The sequence below is a fragment of the Amycolatopsis sulphurea genome, assembly GCF_002564045.1.
Classification (GTDB): domain Bacteria; phylum Actinomycetota; class Actinomycetes; order Mycobacteriales; family Pseudonocardiaceae; genus Amycolatopsis; species Amycolatopsis sulphurea.
The window spans coordinates 784321-806205 of the sequence record NZ_PDJK01000001.1; the positions used below are offsets into that span (position 1 = coordinate 784321).

Annotated in this window: 16 protein-coding genes; 8 read left to right on the forward strand and 8 right to left on the reverse strand. The window is 69.4% G+C overall.

Annotation, left to right across the window (positions count from 1 at the left end):
* Positions 1–40 precede the first annotated feature (40 nt).
* The 6 genes from ATK36_RS03620 to lanKC form a co-directional block, all read right to left on the reverse strand.
* A complete protein-coding gene (locus tag ATK36_RS03620) occupies positions 41–2029 on the reverse strand; it encodes a primary-amine oxidase (RefSeq protein WP_245914289.1) in 1989 nt (662 codons plus the stop codon).
* Positions 2026–3723, reverse strand: coding sequence for an ATP-binding cassette domain-containing protein (locus ATK36_RS03625; protein WP_098509801.1), 1698 nt, complete (start codon positions 3721–3723; stop codon positions 2026–2028). Before ATK36_RS03625 ends, ATK36_RS03620 begins: the two co-directional genes overlap by 4 nt.
* On the reverse strand, positions 3720–5366 hold the full coding sequence (locus ATK36_RS03630; protein WP_098509802.1) for an ABC transporter transmembrane domain-containing protein: 1647 nt from the start codon (positions 5364–5366) through the stop codon (positions 3720–3722). The genes ATK36_RS03625 and ATK36_RS03630 overlap by 4 nt, the downstream gene beginning before the upstream one ends.
* Complete coding sequence (locus tag ATK36_RS03635; RefSeq protein WP_098509803.1) at positions 5363–7309, reverse strand: prolyl oligopeptidase family serine peptidase; 1947 nt, start codon at positions 7307–7309, stop codon at positions 5363–5365. The genes ATK36_RS03630 and ATK36_RS03635 overlap by 4 nt, the downstream gene beginning before the upstream one ends.
* A gap of 77 nt (positions 7310–7386) precedes the next feature.
* Complete coding sequence (locus ATK36_RS03640) at positions 7387–7515, reverse strand: SapB/AmfS family lanthipeptide (protein ID WP_098509804.1); 129 nt, start codon at positions 7513–7515, stop codon at positions 7387–7389.
* A gap of 4 nt (positions 7516–7519) precedes the next feature.
* A complete protein-coding gene (gene lanKC / locus ATK36_RS03645) occupies positions 7520–10102 on the reverse strand; it encodes a class III lanthionine synthetase LanKC (RefSeq protein WP_098509805.1) in 2583 nt (860 codons plus the stop codon).
* 831 nt (positions 10103–10933) lie between these two features.
* Here lanKC and ATK36_RS03650 point away from each other — a divergent pair.
* Both ATK36_RS03650 and ATK36_RS03655 read left to right on the forward strand, forming a co-directional pair.
* Positions 10934–12052 (forward strand): AfsR/SARP family transcriptional regulator, encoded by a 1119-nt coding sequence (locus ATK36_RS03650; RefSeq protein ID WP_170069579.1) that lies wholly within the window; start codon positions 10934–10936, stop codon positions 12050–12052.
* A gap of 123 nt (positions 12053–12175) precedes the next feature.
* Positions 12176–12517: a hypothetical protein gene (locus tag ATK36_RS03655; RefSeq protein WP_098509807.1), complete on the forward strand. Its 342-nt coding sequence runs from the start codon at positions 12176–12178 to the stop codon at positions 12515–12517.
* A gap of 403 nt (positions 12518–12920) precedes the next feature.
* On the opposite strand, the gene ATK36_RS03665 is transcribed toward ATK36_RS03655, so the two are convergent.
* Together ATK36_RS03665 and ATK36_RS31960 are read right to left on the reverse strand one after the other, a co-directional pair.
* The gene (locus tag ATK36_RS03665; RefSeq protein ID WP_098509809.1) at positions 12921–14138 is read right to left on the reverse strand and encodes an NAD(P)/FAD-dependent oxidoreductase; all 1218 of its coding nucleotides are present in this window, start codon (positions 14136–14138) and stop codon (positions 12921–12923) included.
* A 389-nt stretch (positions 14139–14527) separates the two neighbouring features.
* Complete coding sequence (locus ATK36_RS31960) at positions 14528–14680, reverse strand: hypothetical protein (RefSeq protein ID WP_170069580.1); 153 nt, start codon at positions 14678–14680, stop codon at positions 14528–14530.
* 1268 nt (positions 14681–15948) lie between these two features.
* Between ATK36_RS31960 and ATK36_RS03675 the strand changes: the two genes are divergently transcribed.
* The 6 genes from ATK36_RS03675 to ATK36_RS31965 all read left to right on the forward strand — a co-directional run bounded on the left by ATK36_RS03675 (position 15949) and on the right by ATK36_RS31965 (position 21352).
* Positions 15949–18255: a hypothetical protein gene (locus tag ATK36_RS03675; RefSeq protein WP_141544355.1), complete on the forward strand. Its 2307-nt coding sequence runs from the start codon at positions 15949–15951 to the stop codon at positions 18253–18255.
* A 304-nt stretch (positions 18256–18559) separates the two neighbouring features.
* Positions 18560–18811, forward strand: coding sequence for a creatininase family protein (locus tag ATK36_RS34570; RefSeq protein WP_423682861.1), 252 nt, complete (start codon positions 18560–18562; stop codon positions 18809–18811).
* A gap of 202 nt (positions 18812–19013) precedes the next feature.
* Positions 19014–19661, forward strand: a complete 648-nt coding sequence (locus ATK36_RS34575; protein ID WP_098509812.1) for a creatininase family protein — start codon at positions 19014–19016, stop codon at positions 19659–19661.
* Positions 19619–20632, forward strand: coding sequence for a WXG100 family type VII secretion target (locus ATK36_RS03690; protein ID WP_098509813.1), 1014 nt, complete (start codon positions 19619–19621; stop codon positions 20630–20632). The genes ATK36_RS34575 and ATK36_RS03690 overlap by 43 nt, the downstream gene beginning before the upstream one ends.
* A complete protein-coding gene (locus ATK36_RS03695; RefSeq protein WP_141544358.1) occupies positions 20629–21039 on the forward strand; it encodes a hypothetical protein in 411 nt (136 codons plus the stop codon). Before ATK36_RS03690 ends, ATK36_RS03695 begins: the two co-directional genes overlap by 4 nt.
* Positions 21032–21352 (forward strand): hypothetical protein, encoded by a 321-nt coding sequence (locus ATK36_RS31965; protein WP_170069581.1) that lies wholly within the window; start codon positions 21032–21034, stop codon positions 21350–21352. Before ATK36_RS03695 ends, ATK36_RS31965 begins: the two co-directional genes overlap by 8 nt.
* Positions 21353–21885 lie beyond the last annotated feature (533 nt).

A 21885-nucleotide genomic window follows, 5' to 3' on the forward strand; every position in this document is an offset into this window, starting at 1 on the left:
TTCACGGACTCAGAGTCCGTGAAGGGGTCCTTCACAGCTTTCAGCCGTGGTGTCCGGGGCGGGGGAGGTCGAGCGCGGGGTTCGCGGCGAAGAAGGCGACCGGCTTGAGGTGGAAGCCCACCTTGGACACCGGCATCACCGGCCAGTCCTCGGGTCGGGGGACGTGGTTCGTGCCGAACGTGTACCAGACGACGACATCGGTGTCAACGAGTGGCCGGTCGGCCTTGGCGTATTCGGCGAGGCCGTCGTCGCCGGGACGCTGGTTGGGGTATTCGCCGGAGGCATAGCGCTGCGCCGGATCGTAGGCGGTGACCCACAGATGCCGGTAGGCGAAGCCCGCGCGCCGGCTCGTCTGCGATCCGGTCTGCGCCAGGGGCAGGACGTTCGTGCCCGGCATCAGCTGGTAGCCGACCGGGCGGCCGGTGTGGTGGCGCACCGACGGGTTCACGACTGTCCAATTGCGACCGGCGAGCGGATCGACCAGCCGCTGCGCCTCGCTTTCCCGGGCGAGCAGTTTCGACTGTGCGGCAAAGGCATTGTGCTGCTCGGCGCCGGGCATGGCGACAGTGTCCACTTCGTACACGCTGTTGTGTTCGCCGTCGACGGACATGTCCAGCCGCATGTTGAAGAAGTGCTGATGGTTCGGCGCGTACAGGCCCGGAGCCACCACCGTGCCGCACACCGGATCTTCGCCCTCGTACGCGCCGGTGGACACGATGCCGGTCAGCTTCACCTCGAACTCGATGGTGCCGTCGAGGTAGAAGTACCAGAAGAACCCGTAGTCGTAGTTGTTCGCGGTGGCCCAGCAGGAGACCACGAGCCGTCGCTGGCGGCGGGTCTCCGCGTGCCCGAGGTTGCCGTCCGTGTGCTTCCAGACGAGGTTGTCGTCCTCCTCGTGGATGCAGATGGCGTTCGGCAGCGTCACCGGATCGCCGTCGTCATCGCACATCACGACGTCCAGGTAGCGGATTTCGCCGAGGCAGTCGCAGCCCAGCGCGAGCGAGTTGAGCCACGGCCCGATGCCGCCTTCGCCGATGTCGAAGGCGTTCTTCACCCGCTGCGACGGATTCGGGTCGCCATAGGGCACGTACAGCTCCGACATCGAGGCCCGGTACACGATCGGCCGCTCGCGTCCGCCGTCGTCGTAGCTGATCTGGTGCAGCACAAGGCCTTCACGCATGGTGTAGCCGACGTTCAGGCGCCAGCGCTGCCAGCGCAGCTCGTTGCCGTCGATGGTGAAGCTCGGGCCGTCCGGCTGCGTGATCTCCAGCGGCCGCAGATCGGACCGGGTCGAGCCGAAGGCCGGGACGTTGTCCGGGTAGCCGCCGATCTCGCCGGTGACCAGCTCCGGGATGTAGTTGCCGTGCCGGGGCGGGATGGGCACGACCCCGTGATCGACGAGTTCGGCGACCTCCATCCGATCGATGTCGACCAGGGCGGTCAGCCCTTCGACCGGGTGCGCGTACCGGTTGTCGAACTTGCCCTGCCGCACGTAGATCTGCGGGCGCATCAGGCGCCGGGCCGGGTCCTCGGCCGGGCCGGTGTGGCCGGCCGCCCACAGGTCGATCGCGACGGAGTCCAGGTCGGTGATCCCGCGGCGCCGCAACGCGTCCTGGAAACCGGGGTCGGCGCGCAGGACCGTGTCGCACTCGTCGAATTCGTCGCGGGAGAAGCCCGGCTGCGCGTGGGGCACCTCGCGCCACGACACGAGTTCGCCGCGGCTGATCGAGACGACGGCCTCGATGGTGGTGCGGCTGTCCCGGTCGCGCAGGACGACGAACGCCTCGCGGCCGGCCGGTACACCGTCGAGCACGGACCGTTTGGCCGGTTCGTGCAGCTCGACGCTGATGAACCGCGTCATGGAGCCGAGTCCCTTGGCGCCCTTGAGGATCGCGGAGGTGGCCGCGATCTCTTCGGCGGTGAGCGGCGCCAGCGGATGCACGGTCGCCGGGGTCTCGCCCGGCTGCCCGTGGCAACATTTCGTTTCGTCCCGGGGGGCCGGCTGAGCGGCGTTTTCCCCTGCGGTCATGGCACTTCCTCCAGGCGGCGATCGGGGTTCCAGTGACCGAGCAGGTCCCGGTAGAGCGGAGAGGTCCCGACGAGCGTCCGGTGATCGCCGACGGCCGCGCCGGTGCCGTCGAGCACCAGCACGCGGCGGGCGCGCAACGCCGAGCTGATCCGGTGCGCGATCACGATCAGCGTACAGTCGCGCTGCGCGAACGCCTCCTCCGCCCGGCGTTCGGCAGCCGGGTCGAGATGGCAGGTCGACTCGTCGAGCACGACCACCGCGGCCGGTGAGAGGTAGGCCCGCACCAGCGCGATCAGCTGACGCTCACCGGCCGACAACGCAGACGGCACGACCTCGTCGCCGAGCCGCGCCACGAGTTCGTCCGCGCCGATCGCGGTGACCGCTTGCGCAACCTGTTCGGGAGCGGCGTCCGGGGCGAAGTAGGTCAGGTTGTCCCACACGGTGCCCGCGAAGACGTATGCCTCTTGCGGGATCAGCGTTCGAGCCTGAGCGAGCCGTTCGGGGGACAGCTCGGACACCGGGACGTCACCGAGCAGGACCGCGCCCGCATGGGGACGCAGCAGCCCGCAGAGCAGCCCCGCCAGAGTGGACTTGCCGATGCCGCTGGGTCCGACGATGGCGAGGTGGTCGCCCGGCTCGACGACGAGATCGAGCCCGCGCAGCACGGGCTCGGCGTGCGCTCCGTAGGCGAAAGTGAGGTCGCGGACAGTCAGTCCGCCACCTCGGCCGACTTCGGCACGGCGCTCTGGTTCGGCCGGCGGCTCGGCGGCGTCGAGGATGCGGCGGAGGGTGACGGTGTACCGCAGCCCGCTGCCGCCGATCGCGGCCATGAGGTTGCGCAGCACCGGCTGGAGTCCAATGAGGACGTACGTGAGCCCGCCCAGCACGGCCCCGGCGGTGAGCCCGCGGCTGACCAGCCACGGTCCGGCGACGAGCAGGACGACCAGCGGCACCCAGCCGCCGACCGCCAGGCAGAGACTGCGGGCCGCCGTGACACCGGCGATCGCGCGCTCCGCGTCGGCCTGCGCCCGGATCGGCCCGGCGACCATGTCCGCCGCGTGCTCTTCGGCACCGGTCGCGGCGATGTCGCGGGTGCCGGCCAGCACGGCCCCGGCGGTCACGGCGAGCCGCTCGTCGGCGTGCACCGACCGGCGGAACCGTTCGGCCGCCATCCCGAGCGTGCCCAGGAAAAGGCCGAGGCCCAGCAGGAACGGCGGCAGCAGCAAGGCCACGATCACCGGGTCGACCGACAGCATGCCGACCACGACGCCCACGACCGTGACGACGAACCCGCGCAGCACCACGATCAGCCCGGCGTAGGTGTCCCGGACGATCTCGACCTGGTGGGTCAGGCGCGCGATGGCCCCGTCGTCGGCGCGCCCGTGCACGGCGTGCCGCAGCGCGCCGCCGACGACCTTGCGCACGAGGGTGTCGCGAAACGGCTCGACCAGCGCGCCGAGCAGCCGATACACCTGCCGCGAGCCGAGGGCACCCAATCCGGCGGCGACGAGCAGCAGGCCGAGCCACGCGAGACCCACGCCGGGGCGATTCGCCAGGAAACCGGAGTCGACGGCGTTCGCGACCGCGACGCCGGAGAGTGCGGCGGGCAGCGCCTCGGGCACCGACCACAGCAGCAACGCCACCGCCGGCCCGCGCGGCATCGTCTTGATACCGAAGGCTATTTCGCGTTTCACCCGAACACCTCCCGGTAGCCGGGCCGCGCCCACAGCTGCTCGTGCGTCCCGGTCGCGGCCACCTTGCCCTTGTCCAGCCAGACCACGAGGTCGGCGCGGGCCGCGGTCGCCGCGCGGTGCGTGACGATCAGCCGGGTGCGCCCGCCGTGGTCCTCGGTGAGCGTGCGGGCGATCTGCATTTCGGTCACCATGTCCACACTGGACGTTGCGTCGTCGAGAACCAGCAGGCGGCGTGCGGGCCACGCACGGGCCAGACCGAGCCGCTGGTACTCGCCGCCGGACATCGGCGCCTCGGTCAGCGGCGTCGCATAGCCGTCGGGCAGCCGGTTGACGAACTCGTTCGCGTGCGTCGCGCGCGCCGACGCTCGCACGTCGACTTCGCGCCCGGCAGCCACGGCGTCCCCGATCGACGCACCGACGAGCACGGGCCGCTCGAACGCGCATCCGACCGCGGCCCGCAGCGCGTGATGATCCAGCGCGGCCAGCGCAACGCCGTCGAGCAGGACCTCTCCCTCATCCGGTGTACGCAGTCGCGCGGCGACCTCCGCGAGCACCGACTTGCCCGCCCCGGACGCTCCGACCACGGCCACCGCGGCCCCTCCCGGGACGCGCAGAGTCACGTTCTCCAGCAGCACTGCATCATCCGCGCGCACGGTCACACCACGGAATTCGAGGGTGCCGGGTCCGTCCGGCAACGGTTCGGCGCCGTAGGGGAGCGGTTCGGTGCCGAGCACCTCGCCGACCCGGTGCACTCCTGCCTTGGCTCGGGCGAGCCTGCTGAAGACCCCGGTCAACGCGCCGAGCCCGCCGCCGATCACCGCGTACTGGCTGGCGGCGAACAGCTCGCCCGGAGTGATCCGGCCCCGCAGCAATTCGAGGCCGCCCGCCGCGAGCACGGCGACCAGCACGAGCGGGCCGACCAGAGTGGCCTGCGCGCTGGAGCGTGCCATGACCTTCCAGGTGCCGATGCCGTGCTCGTGCAGCTCGGGCAGCTCCGCCAGCACGCGGCGTTCCTCTGCACCGACCGTGCCGGCGGCGGCGATGGTCCGCGCCCCGCCGAGGGACTCGGCGAGCCGCGCCGCGATCGTGCCCTGCGTCCGCAGGTAGGCCAGCATCACCTCGGCGCTGCGCAAGGCGAACGTCCGCAGCACGACTACCACCAGCGCCAGCCCGGCCAGCAAGGCGAGTGCGAGCCACAGGTCGATCCACGCCAGCAGCACGAGGCTGCCGATCGGCGGCAACGCGGCCGAGACCGTCGTGACGAGCGCCGGACCGGCCTGCGCGGCCTCGGTGGCGCTGCCCGACACCCGCGTGACCAGGTCGCCGGTCTCGAACCGGGCGGAACGGGCCGGGCCGATCGCGAGCACGTGCCGCACGACGCGATCGCGCAGCCACGCCGTGGTCCCGGCGACGCAGGCGGTGCCCGCGTAGGCGTCGATCACGTCGAAGATGACGTTGGCGGCGATCAGGAGCCCGGCGGCGACCACCCAGAATGTGCTGCTGTGCCCGGTGATCAGTGCGTCGACCGCATTGCCCAGCACGGTGGGCAACGCGAGCGTGCTGAGGCTGCCGACGAGCCCGGCGAGCCCGATCAACGGCAGCCAGCCGCCCGCGCGCCGTGCCACGTCACCGAAGGTGATCATGGGATGTCCAGTCCGGTGTGCGCGGCGAGGAACGCGAGCATGTCGCCGGCCAGCTGTATCGCCCGGGTAGCCGAGCTTGCGCCATGGCCGACGTCGGGCTCGTGGCGCAGCAGCACCGGCCGCCCGCTCGTGGTCGCCCACTGGAGTGCCGCGCACATCTTGCGGGCATGCATCGGGTCCACCCGGGTGTCCCCGCCGAACGTCGTGAACAGCACCGCAGGGTAGGCGACGCCCTCCCGAACCCGGTGGTACGGCGAATAGCCCAGCAACCACGCCAGGTGCTCGGGATCCTCGGCGGTGCCGTACTCCTCGCGCCACTGCGGTCCGAGGCCGAACTGCTCGTAGCGCACCATGTCGAGCAGCGGCGCCGAGCACACCGCGGCGGCGAACAGTTCCGGACGCTGGGTCAGCGCGCCCGCGACCAGCAACCCGCCGTTCGATTCACCGCAGATACCCAGCTGCGCCGGCGTGGTCCAGCCCTCGGCGATGAGGTGCTCGGCCACGGCGACGAAATCGTCGAAGACGTTCTGCTTCCGGTCGAGCATGCCGTCCCGGTGCCATTGCTCGCCTTCTTCTCCACCACCTCGCACCTGGGCAGATGCGAAGACACCGCCCGCCTCCACCCACGCGAGGATGTAGCTGGAGTACGAAGGCGTCAGCGGAATGCCGAAACCGCCGTAGCCGTAGAGGATCGTGGGCCGCGGACCGCTGCCGGGCTTCGCGAGGACCACGACCCGGATCGGGGTGCCGTCCGGAGAAGTCGCGGTCACTTGCCGGCTGGTGACCTCGGGCACGGCGATGCCGGGCGGTCCCGCCCACAGCGTCGTCTGGTGTGTCTCGGCATCGTAGCGGTGGACCGCGCCCGGGGTCACGCTGTCGGTGTAGCTGAACCAGGCCTCACGCCCGCGGGTCGACACCGATCCCAGCGATCCGGCACCAGGCACCGGCACCTCGGCGACCCGGTCGCCGGTGCCGAGGTCGTGCAGGCTCACCTCGCCGATCGCGTGGCGGATCCGGCTCACCACGAGCATCCCGTCAAGCACGGCCAGGCCGCTGATCACCGCAGCCGGGTCCTCGGGGATCAGCTCACGCCACTGCGAGGGCGCGGAGGGGTCGGCCACGCACACGCGGCCTCGCGGCGCGTCCTGGTCGGTGACGATGTACAGGAGATCCTTGTGCATCATGGCGGCCGCACGCCCGTCCGGTCCTTCGTGGACGGTCCGCAGCGCGCCGGTGCCGAGGTCGACGAGCCACAGGCCGGTGCCTTCGGAGAGGATCAGCCACCGGCCGCCCTCGTCGATTTCCAGGCCGAACGATCCGGTCCGGCCGGTCACGGCGACGTCCTGACCGACCGGGGTGCCGACCCGGTGCAGCCACACCCGCTGCTCCCGCACGTAACAGAAGTCCCTGGCGCCGGGCAGCCACGCGACCGGCGTGGACCGGCAACCGCGGACCGGGCCGTCGAGTGGCTCGCCCGATTCGACGTCGAGCACGTGCAGTACCGAGTTTTCGGTTCCCCCGCGGGAAATCTGGAACGCCAGGCGGGCGCCGTCGTGGCTGGGATGCCACGCGTCGAGCACGACCAGGCCGTCGCTGTCCAGCGCCATCGGATCGAGGAGTACGCGCGGGGCACCGTCCGATTCGGACACATAAAGCACAGGGTGTTCCTGACCCGGTTCCTGCCGGAGGAAGAATTGCCGATCGCCGCGCCACCGCGGCGCGGTCACCACACCGGTCGCGCTCAGCCGCCGCACGTCCTGGTGCAGCCGCCGGCGTGCGGGCAGGGTGGCGGCGTGCGTGCGCCAGCGGCCGTCCTCGCCGTCGAGCCAGCTCCGCGTCTGCGTGCTGGCGCCGTCTTCGAGCCACCGGTAGGGATCGGGCACGCGGTGGCCGTGCAGATCGTCGACCAGGGGAAGACGTTCGGCGAGGTCGCGGACGGGCACGGCCGATCCTTTCACGAAGTGTGGGTCCTGGGCGGGGGACCAAGCCTCGCCCAGGACCCTTGTGCCACTGCGCAATGTCAGTGGCAGAGCAGCAGGCTCAGGTTGCTCGGCGTGTGGGACGCGCAGCCGAGAACGGTCAGCGTGGAACCGCCGCCGCCGCCCTTGCCGCCGGGAGCCTCCAGGCCCTGCATGTCGAGAAGTGCCATTTTCTTACACCTCCTTCAGGTGCTCGTTACTTGACGAATGCCCAGTGGCATCCGGGTTCTGGGGGTCGGCCAGGAACGGGAGCCGCACGGGTTCGCCGTGCCGCACCGAACCGAGCGCGAACAGCACGCCCGCCGTTCCTGTGGCGAAGTCCATGGACAGGCGCAACAACTGGTCGCCGGGGAAGGCGAGCCCGTCGGCGCAGGGCACCGCGTGCCAGCTCAGCCCGCGCACCAAGGTGTCCACTGCGGACGGTTCGGCGGCCAGGAGCATCCCGGCCCGGCCGGTGTAGAGGCCGGGCTGCACGTAGTAGGCACTCCGCGTCACCGCGCGCAGCCTGGTCAGCATTTCGGCGAGCTGGTCGTCCGGCCGGTGGTGCAGATACCGCTGCAGCACCAAGGCGATCCCGGCCGAGCCCTCGTCCAGGTAGGGCAGCGTCCGCCAGCCCTGGTCGACCTGCGCGGTGCCGTCATCGGCGCGGACGCACCGTCGAAGGTCCTGGCGCAGCGCGATTTCCGCGCGATCGAGCAGCGCTTGATCGCCGGTCTGTTCATAGGCGTGCAGGAACAGCAGCGCCGGTCCGGCCGAACCGAACATGAGCCCGGCCCGGGGATGGTCGCCCCCGCTGATCTCGGGCACATCGGTCACCCCGCCGAGCCGGTCGGAGACCTGGTCCACGATCGACAGCGCGGGCTCGATGCCGAGATCGTCCCGGAAGTGCAGGAGGTTGAGCCCGATGCCGGCCAGCCCGCCGTGCAGGCCGAGTTCGGTGGCGTCCACCGGCATCGCGAGACAGCGCTCGACGATTCTCAGCGCGTCGTGGCGATGACCCAGCTCGGCTAGCACGTACGCGACGCCGTGAAGTCCATTGTAGAAGCCGGTGGTGGTGCCCTCGGCAGGCGTCAAGGCATGCTTGCGCAGCCAGTCCTCGTGTTCGGGGAAGCGTCCGGCACCTGTGGCGGCGAGGGCGTACAGCACACCCGACGCGCCGTGGGCGAGACTGATCCCGCCGCCGGGGGAGAACTGCGCGATGTCGCCGGGGAACAGGCGATCGTCGCGGTCGGGCGTGGCGGAGGCGAGGATCGAGGTCCGCAGCGCAGTCCGCACTTCGTCCCAAGTGGACACTCCGGGCAGCGGAAGGCCGGGCATCCGGGACGGCGCCGGTGCCGAGCCCTCGATGGTGCGCACAGCGTCGTCCAGCGCGCCCGGCGGCAGCGGGAAGACCTCGGCCGCGTACTCCGCGATCTGGCGGGCCTTACCGGAGTCGAACCGCGTGGTGATCGTGGCCTGCGGAGCGAACATGCCCAGGCACATGCAGGCGAGCGCGTACCGGTCCACTTCGATGCCGGCCCGGTCGGCGGGCGCGGAGAATGCCGGATGTGCCAGCGACGAGCGGGCCTCGTCGGAGACCAGGGTGGAGACCTCGAAATCGATCAGCACAATCCGGCCCTCGGCCGTGACCAGGATGTTCTCCGGGTGCAGATCGCCGAACACGACGCCCCGGCCGTGCAGCGCGTCGACCGCGGCGGAGACCTTGGCCAGGATGCCCAGCGCCCACTCGACGTATTCGGCCAGCTCGGCCGGCCCCGGATCGGGGTGGGTCAGCGGGTAACGGTGCACCAGCAGGCGCTGCAGCGGGCTGCCGTCGACGAACTCCTCGACGAGGAAGTGATGGCCGCCCAATTCGAAGGAGTCGAGCACCGCGGGCACCACGTCGAGCCCGGCGAGGCGAGTCAGCATTTCGCGCTCGTGCCCGATCCGGGTCACCGCGTCGCGGCCGGTGGCGTCGAGGCCCGCGTACGGCCTGCCTTCCTTGAGCACGACCCGGTCGCCACTGCGATTCTCCCGGCCGAGGTAGACCCCGCCGCCATTGGAGAACTGCATCGCGCTTTCGATCGTGTAAGGCAGATCCGTCGTCGTCACCGCCGCGCGGGCGGCGAAATGCGGCTCCAGGAAGGACGGCAGGGAAATCCACGGCGGGAGTGCGAAGGTCGGGCCGCGAACGTCGGGCACCAGCACGCCTTCGGCATCCTCGATGGCGAGTACACGCTCACCATTGTCGGAGACGCAGAAACGCTCGGTGAAACCGCCATACCGCACATACAGTGGGCCGTCACCGTAACGAAGATCACTGAGAATATAAGGGCCGGCGACGCCTTGGAGCAGGCCGTCCAGCTCAGCGAGCACAGCCTCGAACTGGGCGTCGGAAAACGGGTAGATGGTCACCAGTTTCCCGCTCGAGCCACGGAACGCTGATTTGGCGTTGAACATAACCGCGACATTCCTGCTGCGCAGGAACTTGAAGGGGATACGTTTCTCCAGGCAGAAGTCCCACACGGTGTCAAGCACCCGTTCGGCGTCCGCCAGCCGGGAGGAGACGTGGATCTTCCAGCCCTGGGTCGGCACCACCGCACCGTCGGGCGCGTAGTACATCCAGGTGTCGCTCGGCTCGTGCGCCCAGTCCCGCGGAGTCGTCCGTGCGGTGACCGCGAAGTCGGTGTTCTCGCCGGCATGACGGGACGGCTGGTCGTAGAACAGCCGGTCGGCAAGGCAATAGACCTCATAGCTCGCCTCGTCGTTCACCGTCATCCGGTCCCATCTCTTCGGGCTGCACCTCGTGGACGGGGCGAAGGTTATGGAATGGGCGTTCTGACAGGCTTAGTGTTGTCTTAAAGGCATTCGGCGGCGTAGTCGCCGGGGCCGCACTGCTCCATCCGGAGCACGTCCCCCGACCGGAGCAACTTCGGCGGCCGTCGTAACAGATGACCGTTTTCCACGACTGGAGGTTGACGGATCCGGCACTCACTCGGGGGAGGACGCGCATGAGTTTTCGGCGTACTCGCGGCTCCACCGGTTCGCCGCGCGAAGCGGTGGATCGGCGCCGGGTTTTCACCGTGATGGCGGTTGCCCATGCTTTCCGGGCGGCCCCCCATGCGGATATTCCCCGCCCGGTTCCGGCCGATGCTCGCGAAACCATGCGCTTACGGCATGCGTCCGGCCCGCGGTCATGGCAGCCGCGCGAATCCGCGCGCCGGGCAGGGTGCTGACCCGATGGCCGGCGGGCACTCCGGTACGGTACGAAGAGCGTTACCCGAGCGTCGGCCCGAGAATCCGTGGCCGAACCGGGTATCGCGGGCGCGGGCAGACGGCGAGCAGCCGCACCGCGCGACAATCGGGCAGACTGGGCTCAGTGCCGAGCTGGGTCGGCGGACGTGTGCGGTCACGTCCGGCAACGGCGAGCTGCCCGCACGGATTCGGTTCCACGACGACGGAGGTACCTTGCCGCAACTCCGGAGGCCGCACCCCGCCGTGCCGCAGCACCCGACCTCAGCCGTGGACGTCTACCGGGAGCCGAGCCCGTTCACGCGGCACGCTTCGCCCCGCTCGCACGGCTTTTCCCGCGCACACAGCCTTCCCCGCGTGCACAGCCTTCCGGCGTGGTCCCACGCGACCCGGACGCTGACCGGGTCGCTCGGCAGTGTCCTTTCGCGCCAGGTCTTTTCATGCCAGGCCCTTCCGCGGCAGGTCCAGCCGTGGCGGCCGCGTTTCACCCGATCGTCCGAGCACGGCGGCGCGGCCGGCTCGTGCGTGCTGCACGAAGCCGTCGAGCCCTGGCAGGGAACGGACGACACCCCCGCCGGCCCGAGCGCGGCGATCGTCGCCATGCCCGGCCTCGCCCTCGACGAGGCGACGGCCATGATGCGCGCACGCAGCCTCGATCCGTCCGTCGAACCCGGCCCGCACTGGCGGCACGCGCCCACCGAAGCACCGCGCACCGTCGAGATCCACGCGTTGGGCGTCTTCCGCGTGACCCGGAACGGGCTGGCCGTGCCCCGGACGGCATGGCAGTCGCGGAAAGCGCGTGACCTGGTGAAGATCCTGGTGTCGCGCTGCCGGCCCGTCTCCCGGGACCAGCTGATGGAAATGCTGTGGCCCGATGTCGATCCCGGCAAATCCAGCAACCGGCTTTCGGTGCTGCTCAGCACCGTGCGCCAGGTCCTGCAGCCGGTCAAGGACGGCCCGCAGCCGTTGCTCACCGACGGCACGTCGGTCTGGCTGGACGCGAACCTGGTGAGCATCGACGTCGCGGAGTTCCGCAAGATCGCCGCCCGCGCCGTCGAGGCATACCGCCGCGGCCGCCCCGACGCCGTGGACCGCATGTACCGCGCCGCCGGCCTCTACACGGGCGACTTCCTCGAAGACGACCCCTATGCCGATTGGGCACAGCACACCGTCGAAGAACTGCGCGCCCTGCACCAGGCGGTCCTGCGCGCCCTGATCCAGCACTGCCAGGCCTGCGGCGACGTCGACGAGGTCGTCCGCCACACCCTGCGCCTGTTCGCGGACGACCCCTACGACGAGCAGGCGCACCTCAACCTGATCAAGGTGCTGCTCACCGCCGGCCGTATCGGCGAAGCCCGCCGCCGCCACGACATCTACCGCCGCTACATGACCGAAATCGGCGTCGAGCCCCGGGCCATGCCCGCTTTCCGGCCGCGGTCGGTGACGGTGCCGGTTTACCGGCCGACGACGTCGTGATCCTGATCTCCGTCTGAGGTCACTTCGCCGGGAGCGGTTCGTGCACGAAGAGGATGGTGCACCCGGTTCGGCCGAAGGCCTGGTGGTCGACGGGGTAGGGGTAGCCGGCGAAGTCGCCGCGCCGTGGCGTTCGGCGACGATCTGCGGATCGCCAGTGCCGTCAGCGGAGTGGATATCGCGATCGGCCGGCCGCACAAGGCTCCGCTGCCTCTTCCCGCTGATCTGATCGCCTCGGTCACCGCGGTGAACGCAGTCGGGGCCGCGTTGGCCGCGCTGCTGTCCGCACCTGCACAGCGACCGAGCCGCGGCCGGGTCACCGCCTCCGGCGTCCTCGAATATTTCGCTGGCATCAAGGGAAAAATGTACGAGGGCTACCCGCGTCAACGGCTTCGCGAGGACGCCGCGCGGCCGGATCGTCCGGCCCCTATCCTGCGGCGATCTTTCGGTGCCTGGACGGGCATGTGATGGTGATCGCGCGCTCGACCGGTGACCGGCCGGCCATCCTGAAAGCGATGGGCGACCCGGAACGGTCCTTTCGCGACAACTACCGGGACCCTCTCTACGTCGGCCGCCACTACGCCGACGAGTACGTCGCTTCCTGGACTGGCGTGCACATTGCGGTTAGCGACCGGGCCGGGAAGTTGGTGCCGCAAATGTGCCCATAAGGGCAAGCCGGTATCACCTTCGGCCGCACCTTCACCTTCGCCGACCCCGACGGCTACCACCTCACTCTCCACAACCGCACCCGAGCGGTTCACCGGCGCGTCCGGCTGGTTTCAGCCTCGGTGCGAGCCGGGAAGACGTACCGGAACTCGCCCGGCAGTGGCCCTTGCCGATCCCGGCCGGGCCGCGAACCCGGACGTCGGCCTCAACGCCGATTCCGGCGCTGCCGCACCACCATCCGCAGGACTCGCCCGAGCTGGCGGCGGGAGGGCAGGTAAAAAGAGAAGAACGCGGCGCGGGAAAGCCACGCCGGCCGGCCGCGGAAGGGGATTCCCCAGGCGTCGAGTACCGCGTGCCCGGCGCCGAAGCCCGCGGTGACGCCCACGCTTTTCCAGGTGAACTTCTTCTGCTCACGGCCGGTTGCCGCGCGCACCACGTTCCGGCCGATCCAGCTGCCCTGCCCGATCGCCCAGGCCGCGTCGATCGGGCAGGTTTCGCCGGAGGGCAAGGGAATGCTGGCCGCGTCGCCACCGGCCCAGATCCGGTCCCCCAGCCGCAGATACTCGTCGGTGCGCAGGCCGCCGCGGGCGTCGTGTTCCAGGTCGTCGAGGCCGGGCAGCGGGTGCGCCCGGTGCCCGACCGCGGCGATCGTGGTCGCGGCCGGGAGCCACGATCCGTCGTCCAGTTTGGCCCCGTTCTCCGCGACGGAAACGACCCTGGCCGGGCGGACGACCCGGACACCGTTGGCGGCCAGCTCCTCCCGGACCCGGGCACGCAGTTTCGGGGACAGCTCCCCGCCGAGGTCGGCACCGGAGCCGACGAGTGTCACCTGGGCATCGCGAGTGCGCCGGGCCAGCCGTTGCGCCACGGCCACCGAAGCCTCGATCCCGGCGAGCCCGGCGCCGGCGACGACGACACCGAGCAATTCCGCGCGCTGCTCGGAGTCCGCGGTTCCGGCGGCGTCGACGCACTCGTCCAGATGCGCGGCCAGCCGGCCCGCCCGCCCGGCCGCACGCAACGCGAAAGCGTGTTCACGCAACCCGGGGACGGAATCCAGTTCTTCCACCGCTCCGATGCCCACGACCAGGTAGTCGTACCGCAGTTCCGCCGAGCCACCGGACACGAGGTCCACCGCGACGGTCCGGGCTTCCCGGTCCACGCCGCGCGCCCACCCGTGCACGTGCTTCGCCCTGGGCAGGGCCTCGGAAATGGGGCTCAGCTGGGCTTCCGGAGGAAGTTCCCCGCTGAGCACCTCACCGGTCCAGCCGTGAAAAGCATGGACCAGCTCGGGCGCGACGATGCTCACCCGCGCTTTCCGGCCCAGTCTCCGGGTCACGGCCCGGTACGCCCAGATACTGGCGTAACCCGCGCCGAGCAGGACGACGTGCACGGGCTCGCTACCGGTGCCGGGGGTGGGGCGCATCAAACTCCTCTATCCGGTGAGTCGGTCGTCTGCAGGGGCGGTGGCCGAGGCCAGTAAGGAGGAATCAGTGGACAACCGCACTCCGTCGGTCACCTGATAGCGGTCGCTGTTTGCCGACCAATCGAGATTTCCCCGCATCCACGAACGCATACCGGCGGCGAAAGTATGCATCGCCGCCACCGTCGGCGGTCGGTGTGAGAGGCCCTGCGCAGACGGCGGGGGTCCGTGAAGGTCCGTGAAGGGCCCCTTCACGGACCCGAGACAGGTCTGGCGCACACCACGAGGTGGTCGCGCCTCGAACACCTCCGCATCGCCTGCTGCCGGACGCAATCGAGGAAGATGGCAGGCGCCGTCGATGATGACGCGGCAGCCACAGCTCGCTCTGCTGATCACGGGTCCTCGATCAACTTTGCCGGGACCCTGCGCAGGGTGGGCCGACAGGTGAGCGGGTCCCGGAAAATCTGCAGCGCGTTGCCCAGCAACGGCACCTGCCCCGGCGCATCGCCCCTCCGGTAATGGCGTTTTTCTTCCGCAACAGTCATCAGTGGCTCCCGTATCTCCGCGAGGAGGTGGCTGCGCCGCTCTTGCCGTGCCCGCCAGGACGGAGCTTTTCGACGAATTCAAAGATTGACAACAGAACGGAAATCATACAATTTTCACCCAGCCGGATCGGCGGCTTGGTCCGTGCAACTCATTTTCCTACCCCGCACGGTTCGTGTAACTCATTTCCTACCCCGCACGGTTGGAGTCATGCCACTAGTCCGGCCCAGGCCTGCCCCCAACGGCAGGATTGAGTGCCGCTAGGGGCAGGCAGCGGCACGTGCCCGGGCAGCGTCCGGCGGAGGGGACTAGCGTCGTGGCACCTTCCCCGTGGAGGCCGACCCGATCCGCTGCCCGATGTCGAGCGCGCCTGGTCGCAACCGGCCGACAGTAGTAGGCGCATCGTCCTGACCCAGCCCTGACTCCGGTGCGCGGGTCCCGGCAATCCCTTGGTGCGTAAGGGATAGGCTTGCCGCGGGTCAGGTCGTGGTGTGCTGGGGACCCAGCGGCAGGCGTTGGATTGGGCGGCGGATTCCGGGCGGGCAGCCGCCCGGTCCAGGCGGGGCTGCCGTGCCATGCCGCGCCATCGCCACCTGCTACGACAAGACCCGCCCTGTCCTACCGAGTCATGATGCTCGCGATGCCGGGTTGCCGCGCCAAGCGGTTACCGGGTACAAGTCCGGGCGTCTCCAACCGTGTGATCGGCTTCGGGAAGCCGCCCAGCGGCTCGGGCGCGATGAAGCAGGCCTGAAACGCGGTGGCCCGCGGATCAGTGCGGGCCGGCGAGACTGCGCGGCAGCAGCATCACTCGCCCGTCCACGAGGAACATGAGTCCGGAAACGATCGTTTGCAGACCCATCTGCAGATTCCGCTGGGTCCCCGCAGAGTCCGCCGAACTCGGGCGATTTGCCTGATCAGCGGAGATGGTGGACGGTCCTAGGCAGCGGGGCTGTCAACATCGCGCTCGGATTCGGATGGTGGTCCTCAACATCTCGTCAGGCCTGCCTGGTCGGCATGGTGGATCAGTTTGTATGCGCCTACTCCAGATGGTGATGGCTGAGGACGGCGATGTACTTCCCAAAGCAGTGTCAGGACGGCGCGTGGCGGCACCTGGTGATCGGCAGCACCGCCGGTATCGGTGCGCTGTGCTCGGCGGGCCGCCTGGTCAACGAGCTTTGCCGCCCTGGCAGGCCAGCACAGCCGCTCATGGCGTTCGGTCGTTTCTCCGGTGCTCTGGCCCGGCCCACAGTGGCGGCGTGAGCGAATGGTCATGCACGCGGTCGATGATCTGCCTGATGCCGTCGCGGGCTGCTGGTTGGGCGCGATCGGCGCCGGCGATGATGCGGTGCGGCCTCGAGCACTTGCCGCCCGTCAGGATGTGGTGGTTGCGGCCGAGGCGCTGGAAGAGGAACTGCGCGTCGTGCTGCCGCCGCATGATGGGACCGCGCGGGACTGTGTGGTGCGGCTCGACGCGGTGCGTCGGCACTTCTGGGGCAGCACGCGCGTAACTCGCGACGACGACGCCGTCCTGGTACGCAGGCCTGAGCTCGGGCTCGCCAGGGCCGTCGGGGGAGTGTGGCGCCCGGCTCGCGGCTCGATCTTCGGGGTCGTCCGGCAGATACGCGGCCTGGGCTCCGGCGCGATGGCATTCGTGCTGACCAAAGTTCCCGGCGGTGAACCACACGGGGTCGCGCTGCGCAACCACGGCGGAGTCGTGTTGTGGATAGAGACCCAGGCCCCCGTGGGTTCGCGTGTACGACCCCTGCCGCCGTTGCTGCTTGTCGACGCCCGTGTGCTCGTGGTCGCCCCGACGGGGCAGGCTGTGGCGCCGTCCGCGGCGCCAGCCGGTTCCGTGGACGGTCTGCTGCACCCCAGCACCGGCTCCCTCTATGGGTGGCATTTCCCGCGCTGGTCCGGGCGTCAACGGAGCTCCGACGTCGCCGAGCCAGTCAGCTCTGCCGGCTCGATGTTTTCCTCCCCGGCGCGGACCGTCCGCGCCACGGACCCGAACGGGCAGCCGATCACCGTGATGCTGCGCGACATCGTCTGCCAGGTCATGCCCGGCACCAAGCCCGGTGTCGCGTTCACGCGCGAGCACCGTTTCCGGCTCGCCGGCCGCCACCACATCGCGATCACGACACTGCCCGGCGAGACCGCGCGCGAGGTCCCGGAGCGCACCCACCGGCCCCGGCCACGACTGCGGCTGGACGGGGACTTCCACGTGCACGCCGAGGGTGGCCGCGACGGGTTCGTGGTGCCGCTGCGCGACGGCACTCAGGCGAACCTGCAGCCACGTGAGTTCGCCGCTTTGCTCTCCCACATCGAACGGTTGCGGGCGCTGAGTCAAGCCAAGCCCCTTCCCACCGTTGTGCTGCTGTCCGGCGGTGACCACGACGCGCAAAACACCGGACGCTGCCTGTCAAGGGAGGGGATGACCGTGTCCGTGCTGACCAACAACGGCGCGGTCTTCCAGCGGGCCGACGGAAGTCTTGGCGTCGGCGACAACCTGGGCTGGAGCCTCCACACGCCCGGACCGGCACCGTGGGGCTGGCACCGGCCACGGCACCGGCGGCTCGGCGTCTACTCAGAGGGCAACATCAACAACATCACCTTCTTCGAGACACATCTGCCGCAGGCCCAGTACATCCCCGACGCCGAACCCGGCGCCGAGGTCCCGCTGCAAGGCAAGGACAGGTACGGAAAGGTGGTCAACTTTTCTCCGTACGAGGTCGCCCGTGTGGGCCTGCCGAGCACCAGCACCGGGCATACGCGCATCGGCGGTCTCGACCTCACCGGCGACCACGACGAGCTCGTGCGGCGCATGGTGGCCCACCTCGACCGGATGACCGAGGTCGTGCGAACCTTTCCCGGCGAGACCTCGTCCCGTCACATCCCCCGCTCCGAGTGGAAGAGGCTGCTCGTCCACGACCCGAACCGCCGGCTCGTGGAAGTACCGTGGCAGCCGGTCACCACCATCCCAGTGCCAGGCACGCCCAGTGCTGATCACGTCGGCCCCAACGTGATCATCGCGCACGGGCACTCGCGTGCCGTGCGGATCACGATCGAGCGGGGTGGCAACGAGAAACGTCTCAGCATCAGCGGCGACACCCTCATCGGCTTGCTGGTACAGCTGCCGCAGTTCCAGCAGATGTACGCCGCCAACCCCAGCGGCCCAGTGCTCCTGCTCATCTGTGGCACCGCCCAGGACACGGCGCCCGTGCTCACGATGGCGGTGAAAGCGGCCCGATACCTCACCCTGCCCAACACCCTCATCGGCGCCCGCAACGACATCGTCGTGTACAACCACAGGAATGGGCCGTTGCTGTCGGTCACTGACAACGCGGGTTTCACGATCAGCTCACACGTTCACGGTCACGAGGTCACCACGATCCACGGCCGTTACCGCGAGCCGGGGTCAGATCCGGCCGAGGACGCCTCAAGTCCGAGGCCTCGACCCGGACCGTCTCGCAACGAGCGCTTCACACAGGAGCTTCTCGCCCTCGTGAACGCCTCCGGCCAGGGCGTCACCCGCGCCACGCCCGGCAGCTTGCTGCGGGGAGCTTCAGGGGCGCCGTAGCAGTGTGGTTGGCGGTGCCTGCGCTCTTCATCGGTTTCGTCCGGTAGTGGGCGATGCGGTTGTGTTTGGGGTGCGCGGCCACCTCGTGGTCTGTGCCGGACCTGTTTCGGGTCTGTGAAGGGTCCCTTCACGGACTCAGAGTCCGTGAAGGGACCCTTCACGGACCTCCGTGGTCTGTGCAGGGCCCTTCACACCGACTTTGCCGACGCCCTGCGGGGTCCGGTGAACCGGCCCATGCCCGAGCGTCGGCTGCGCGCCATGACCTACCCGGAGATCCAGCCGGAGTGCGGACCGTCATCGTCCTATGTGGAGCGATCGAGCAGCACGGGCCGCGCCTGCCGCTTCGGTGGATGCCGACCACGCGGGCGCGCTCGCGGTGCGGGTGGCCGCGCGGCTCGATGCCCTTGTCGCGCCCACGCTCGGAATCGGGTGCTCCGAGCATCACATGGCGTTCGCCGGCAACCTCTCGATCAGCCCCCTCGGCGCTCTTCCTCGATTGTTGCCGAAGCCTTGCGCGGCACGCAGGGCCACGGCAAAGTTGATCGAGGGCCCGTGATCAGCAGACAGAGCCGTGGCTGCCGACCGGTTTCGGGTCCGTGAAGGGGCCCTTCACCGCCCTTCACCGCCCTCCGCAGCTGCGCAGGGCCCTCCACACCGACTTTGCCGAAGCCTTGCGCGGCACGGGTTCGAGCGCATCCTCATCTTTTCGGCGCACATGGGGAACTTCGAGGCCCTGGCCGCGATGGCCCCGCGCCTCGATGCGTCCCTCCCGCCAGGGTCGGCGTCGTCGTTTTCGCCGACCGCGGTCGCTTCCTCGCACGTGGACCGAGGTCGTCGAGCAGCACTGCGGTCGCGGCGATGCGGTCGGCGGGCACGCGGATATCGCCGAAACTTCGGTGATGCTCGCCCCGATCCCACGTCGGTGCGAACGGACGCCGTGGCCCCGGTCCGGATCCCGCGATGCTCGCTGCCGTCTCCCGCGAAGGCCGAGCGAGAACGGCGTCTTGGGCGATCCGGCCGGCGCCTCGGCCGAGCTTGGGTGGCTCTGCATGGACGCTGTCACGGAGGTACTGGTCGACTACTTCTCCAGCGCGGCCAACGGTAACGTCGGCGCCTGGGCGACCGGCAGCATCCACAGATCGTCCGGAGACGGCTCCCGGACCTCGTCGGCCGGACCGATCGCTGGGGTCGTAGGTCATGCGGGGGACGCTGTGTCTTTGTGTCGCCAATCAACCCCGTCGACCCCGGCGGTGCGTTACGCTGAGCGTCTGGACGGCTACGCAGAGGAGGGCTCGTGGGTTTCGCTGTCGATACTTTTCAGCTCGGCGTGTACGCGGGGATCGTCAAGAACCATCAGCAGGACGTGGCGGCCGCGGAGAAATTCGCGGACCGGAACCTCAAGATAGGCGCACAACCCGGCTTGATCGCCGACCTGGTCGGCAGCCATGAGCAAGCGAAGGCAGAGATCCTTACCGCGCTGCGTAGCCTGGAGAAGGTCTGCGAGGCGAGCGCGGCCGAGCTGGATCGCGCTTGGCAGATGTACGACCGGAACGACCACGCATCGGCCGGACGGCTGGACCAGACCTATCCCGATCCCGGCGGCCCGCCGCCGATGCCGCCGCTGCCCGGAATCCCCGCCCCTCGGGGACCGGAGGCCGTCCAGCAGACCACGTTTCCGGTCGGCCGGCTCACCGAGCCCAAGGCCGACGGGTTCACCAACCCCCTTCAGCTCCTCAACGATCTGGGCAATCTCCTCAGCCCGGGGTATTGGAGCCAGAAGGTCCTCGAAAGCACGATCGGGGTGAACCCGGCTCAGGAGTTCTCCGGCTGGGTGGCCGGCGATTGGGAACAGTTCGCCAAAGCGTCGGATGCGCTGAACTCCCTGTCGTTCTTCTGCTCCGATGCAGGACAGGATCTCAAGGCCACGGTCAACGCATTGCTGACCTCCTGGAGCGGCAACGCGGCCAATGAGGCCTTCCAGTATTTCACCAGGCTCGGCGAGGTGGTCAATGACTACAGCCGTGGTCTGGCGGATCTGCGAGACAAGTACCGCGAGGCCGCCCAGGGAGTATGGGAGTTCTCGGAGTCGATCAACGACTTGATTCAGAGCATCTTCGACAATGTCTTCTGGGCCGCGATAGAGGTCGCTGCCGGAGCCGCGTTGTCCGAGACGGTGGTCGGCGCGGCCGCGTTCTGGGGGCTGGCGGCGCTGGAGTGCAAGGGCATCGTCGACGACTGGAAACAGATGACCAATCTGCTGATGAACATCCAGAACACCATCCGGATCATTCACGGCGGAATTCTCGATGTCGCCGGTGCCAGTGGCACATTTCAAGCGCACCCGCTGCCCGCAGGCTACGATCACCCCGGCGCGTGACCATGACCGGGAATCAGCCACAGTTCTCCGGCGATCCGGTCCAGGATCGTGCCCGGCGCGCAGTGCTGGTCAAGCTGGCGGCGAGCGCGGACAATCCGGTCATGGCGGAACTCGCCCGCGAACTGCTGGCCGGCAACGTGACGCCGAGGCGGGCCGTCGAGTCTCAGCTCTACGCCGGCGTTCTGGAAGCACCTGCCGGCGACCTCGCCGCCTGGTATGGCAGCTTGTCCGAGTCCGAGAAGGACGCGGAGGCAGCCAAAGGCGAAAGCGCACTCCGTGCGCTGGCGGACGAGCATGCAGAGGAACCGTCGCCCGCGCCGGCGCAAAAGCCGGCCGCTTCGCGGCACCAGGTCGAAAACGACGAGTATATCGAAGATTTTTCCGAACGGGACTGGCTGGATGAGTAGCAATGGTCGATCCTCGGACGAGGACGCAGTGCCGGTGTACTGGCAGAGCGCGATCCTCCGGCAAGCGTTTTTCAGCGCGCTGCTGATAAGCGTGGCCCTGGCGGCGCTCGCGGTGCTGGGCCTGTTCGCCCGGCCGCACGGGTTGTGGGCGGTGCCGATCGTCTGCACCCTGCTGAGCTTGGTTCTCGCACTGCGCCTTCGCCTCGCGACGACCTACGGCATGGTCGCCATCCTGAGCATGGCCGTGCTGGTCCTCGTCGTCGCGGCCGGGTCGCTCGAAGCGCTCGCCGTGCACCTCACGCACCGAACCTGAGCGGGCATCGACGCATCCCGCGAGGCCACCCGAACGGATCCGCTTGCAGGAGAACGACTTTCGCTCCGCACGGGCAACGATTCCGGTGGACAGCCTGACCCTCGATGCCGATCTGAACCATTCGTTTCACCGGGTGAACAGGGTCCCGGCAAAGTCGGTGTGAGGGCCCTGCGCAGACGGCGGAGGTCCGTGAAGGGGCCCTTCACGGACTCTGAGTCTGTGAAGGGCCCCTTCACAGACCCGAGACAGGTCTGGCGCACAGCGCGAGGTGGTCGCGCCTCGAACACCTCCGCTTCGCCCGCCGCCGGGCGAAATCGACGACGATGGCAGGCACCGTCGACGATGCGCGGCAGCCACGGCACTCTGCTGATCACGGGTCCCGGCCAACTTTGCCGGGACCCTGGGGTGAACGTTCGGTACCGTGACCGGGTCACCGTATTCCACCAGTACTGCGGAGTGCTCGTCGGCAGGCTCCCGGTGAGAGTGAAGGCCTCTTTGCGCACGGCGCCAAGGAGGCCTTCACCCGTCCACAA

What these genes read in the sequence shown, in the direction of transcription:
- ATK36_RS03675 (WP_141544355.1), top strand. Translation starts at nt 15,949, where the DNA reads ATGCACGCGGTCGATGATCTGCCTGATGCCGTCGCGGGCTGCTGGTTG.
- ATK36_RS03630 (WP_098509802.1), bottom strand. Translation starts at nt 5,366, where the DNA reads ATGATCACCTTCGGTGACGTGGCACGGCGCGCGGGCGGCTGGCTGCCG.
- ATK36_RS03665 (WP_098509809.1), bottom strand. Translation starts at nt 14,138, where the DNA reads ATGCGCCCCACCCCCGGCACCGGTAGCGAGCCCGTGCACGTCGTCCTG.
- lanKC (WP_098509805.1), bottom strand. Translation starts at nt 10,102, where the DNA reads ATGACGGTGAACGACGAGGCGAGCTATGAGGTCTATTGCCTTGCCGAC.
- ATK36_RS03640 (WP_098509804.1), bottom strand. Translation starts at nt 7,515, where the DNA reads ATGGCACTTCTCGACATGCAGGGCCTGGAGGCTCCCGGCGGCAAGGGC.
- ATK36_RS31960 (WP_170069580.1), bottom strand. Translation starts at nt 14,680, where the DNA reads ATGACTGTTGCGGAAGAAAAACGCCATTACCGGAGGGGCGATGCGCCG.
- ATK36_RS31965 (WP_170069581.1), top strand. Translation starts at nt 21,032, where the DNA reads ATGAGTAGCAATGGTCGATCCTCGGACGAGGACGCAGTGCCGGTGTAC.
- ATK36_RS34570 (WP_423682861.1), top strand. Translation starts at nt 18,560, where the DNA reads ATGTGGAGCGATCGAGCAGCACGGGCCGCGCCTGCCGCTTCGGTGGAT.
- ATK36_RS03620 (WP_245914289.1), bottom strand. Translation starts at nt 2,029, where the DNA reads ATGACCGCAGGGGAAAACGCCGCTCAGCCGGCCCCCCGGGACGAAACG.
- ATK36_RS34575 (WP_098509812.1), top strand. Translation starts at nt 19,014, where the DNA reads ATGCGTCCCTCCCGCCAGGGTCGGCGTCGTCGTTTTCGCCGACCGCGG.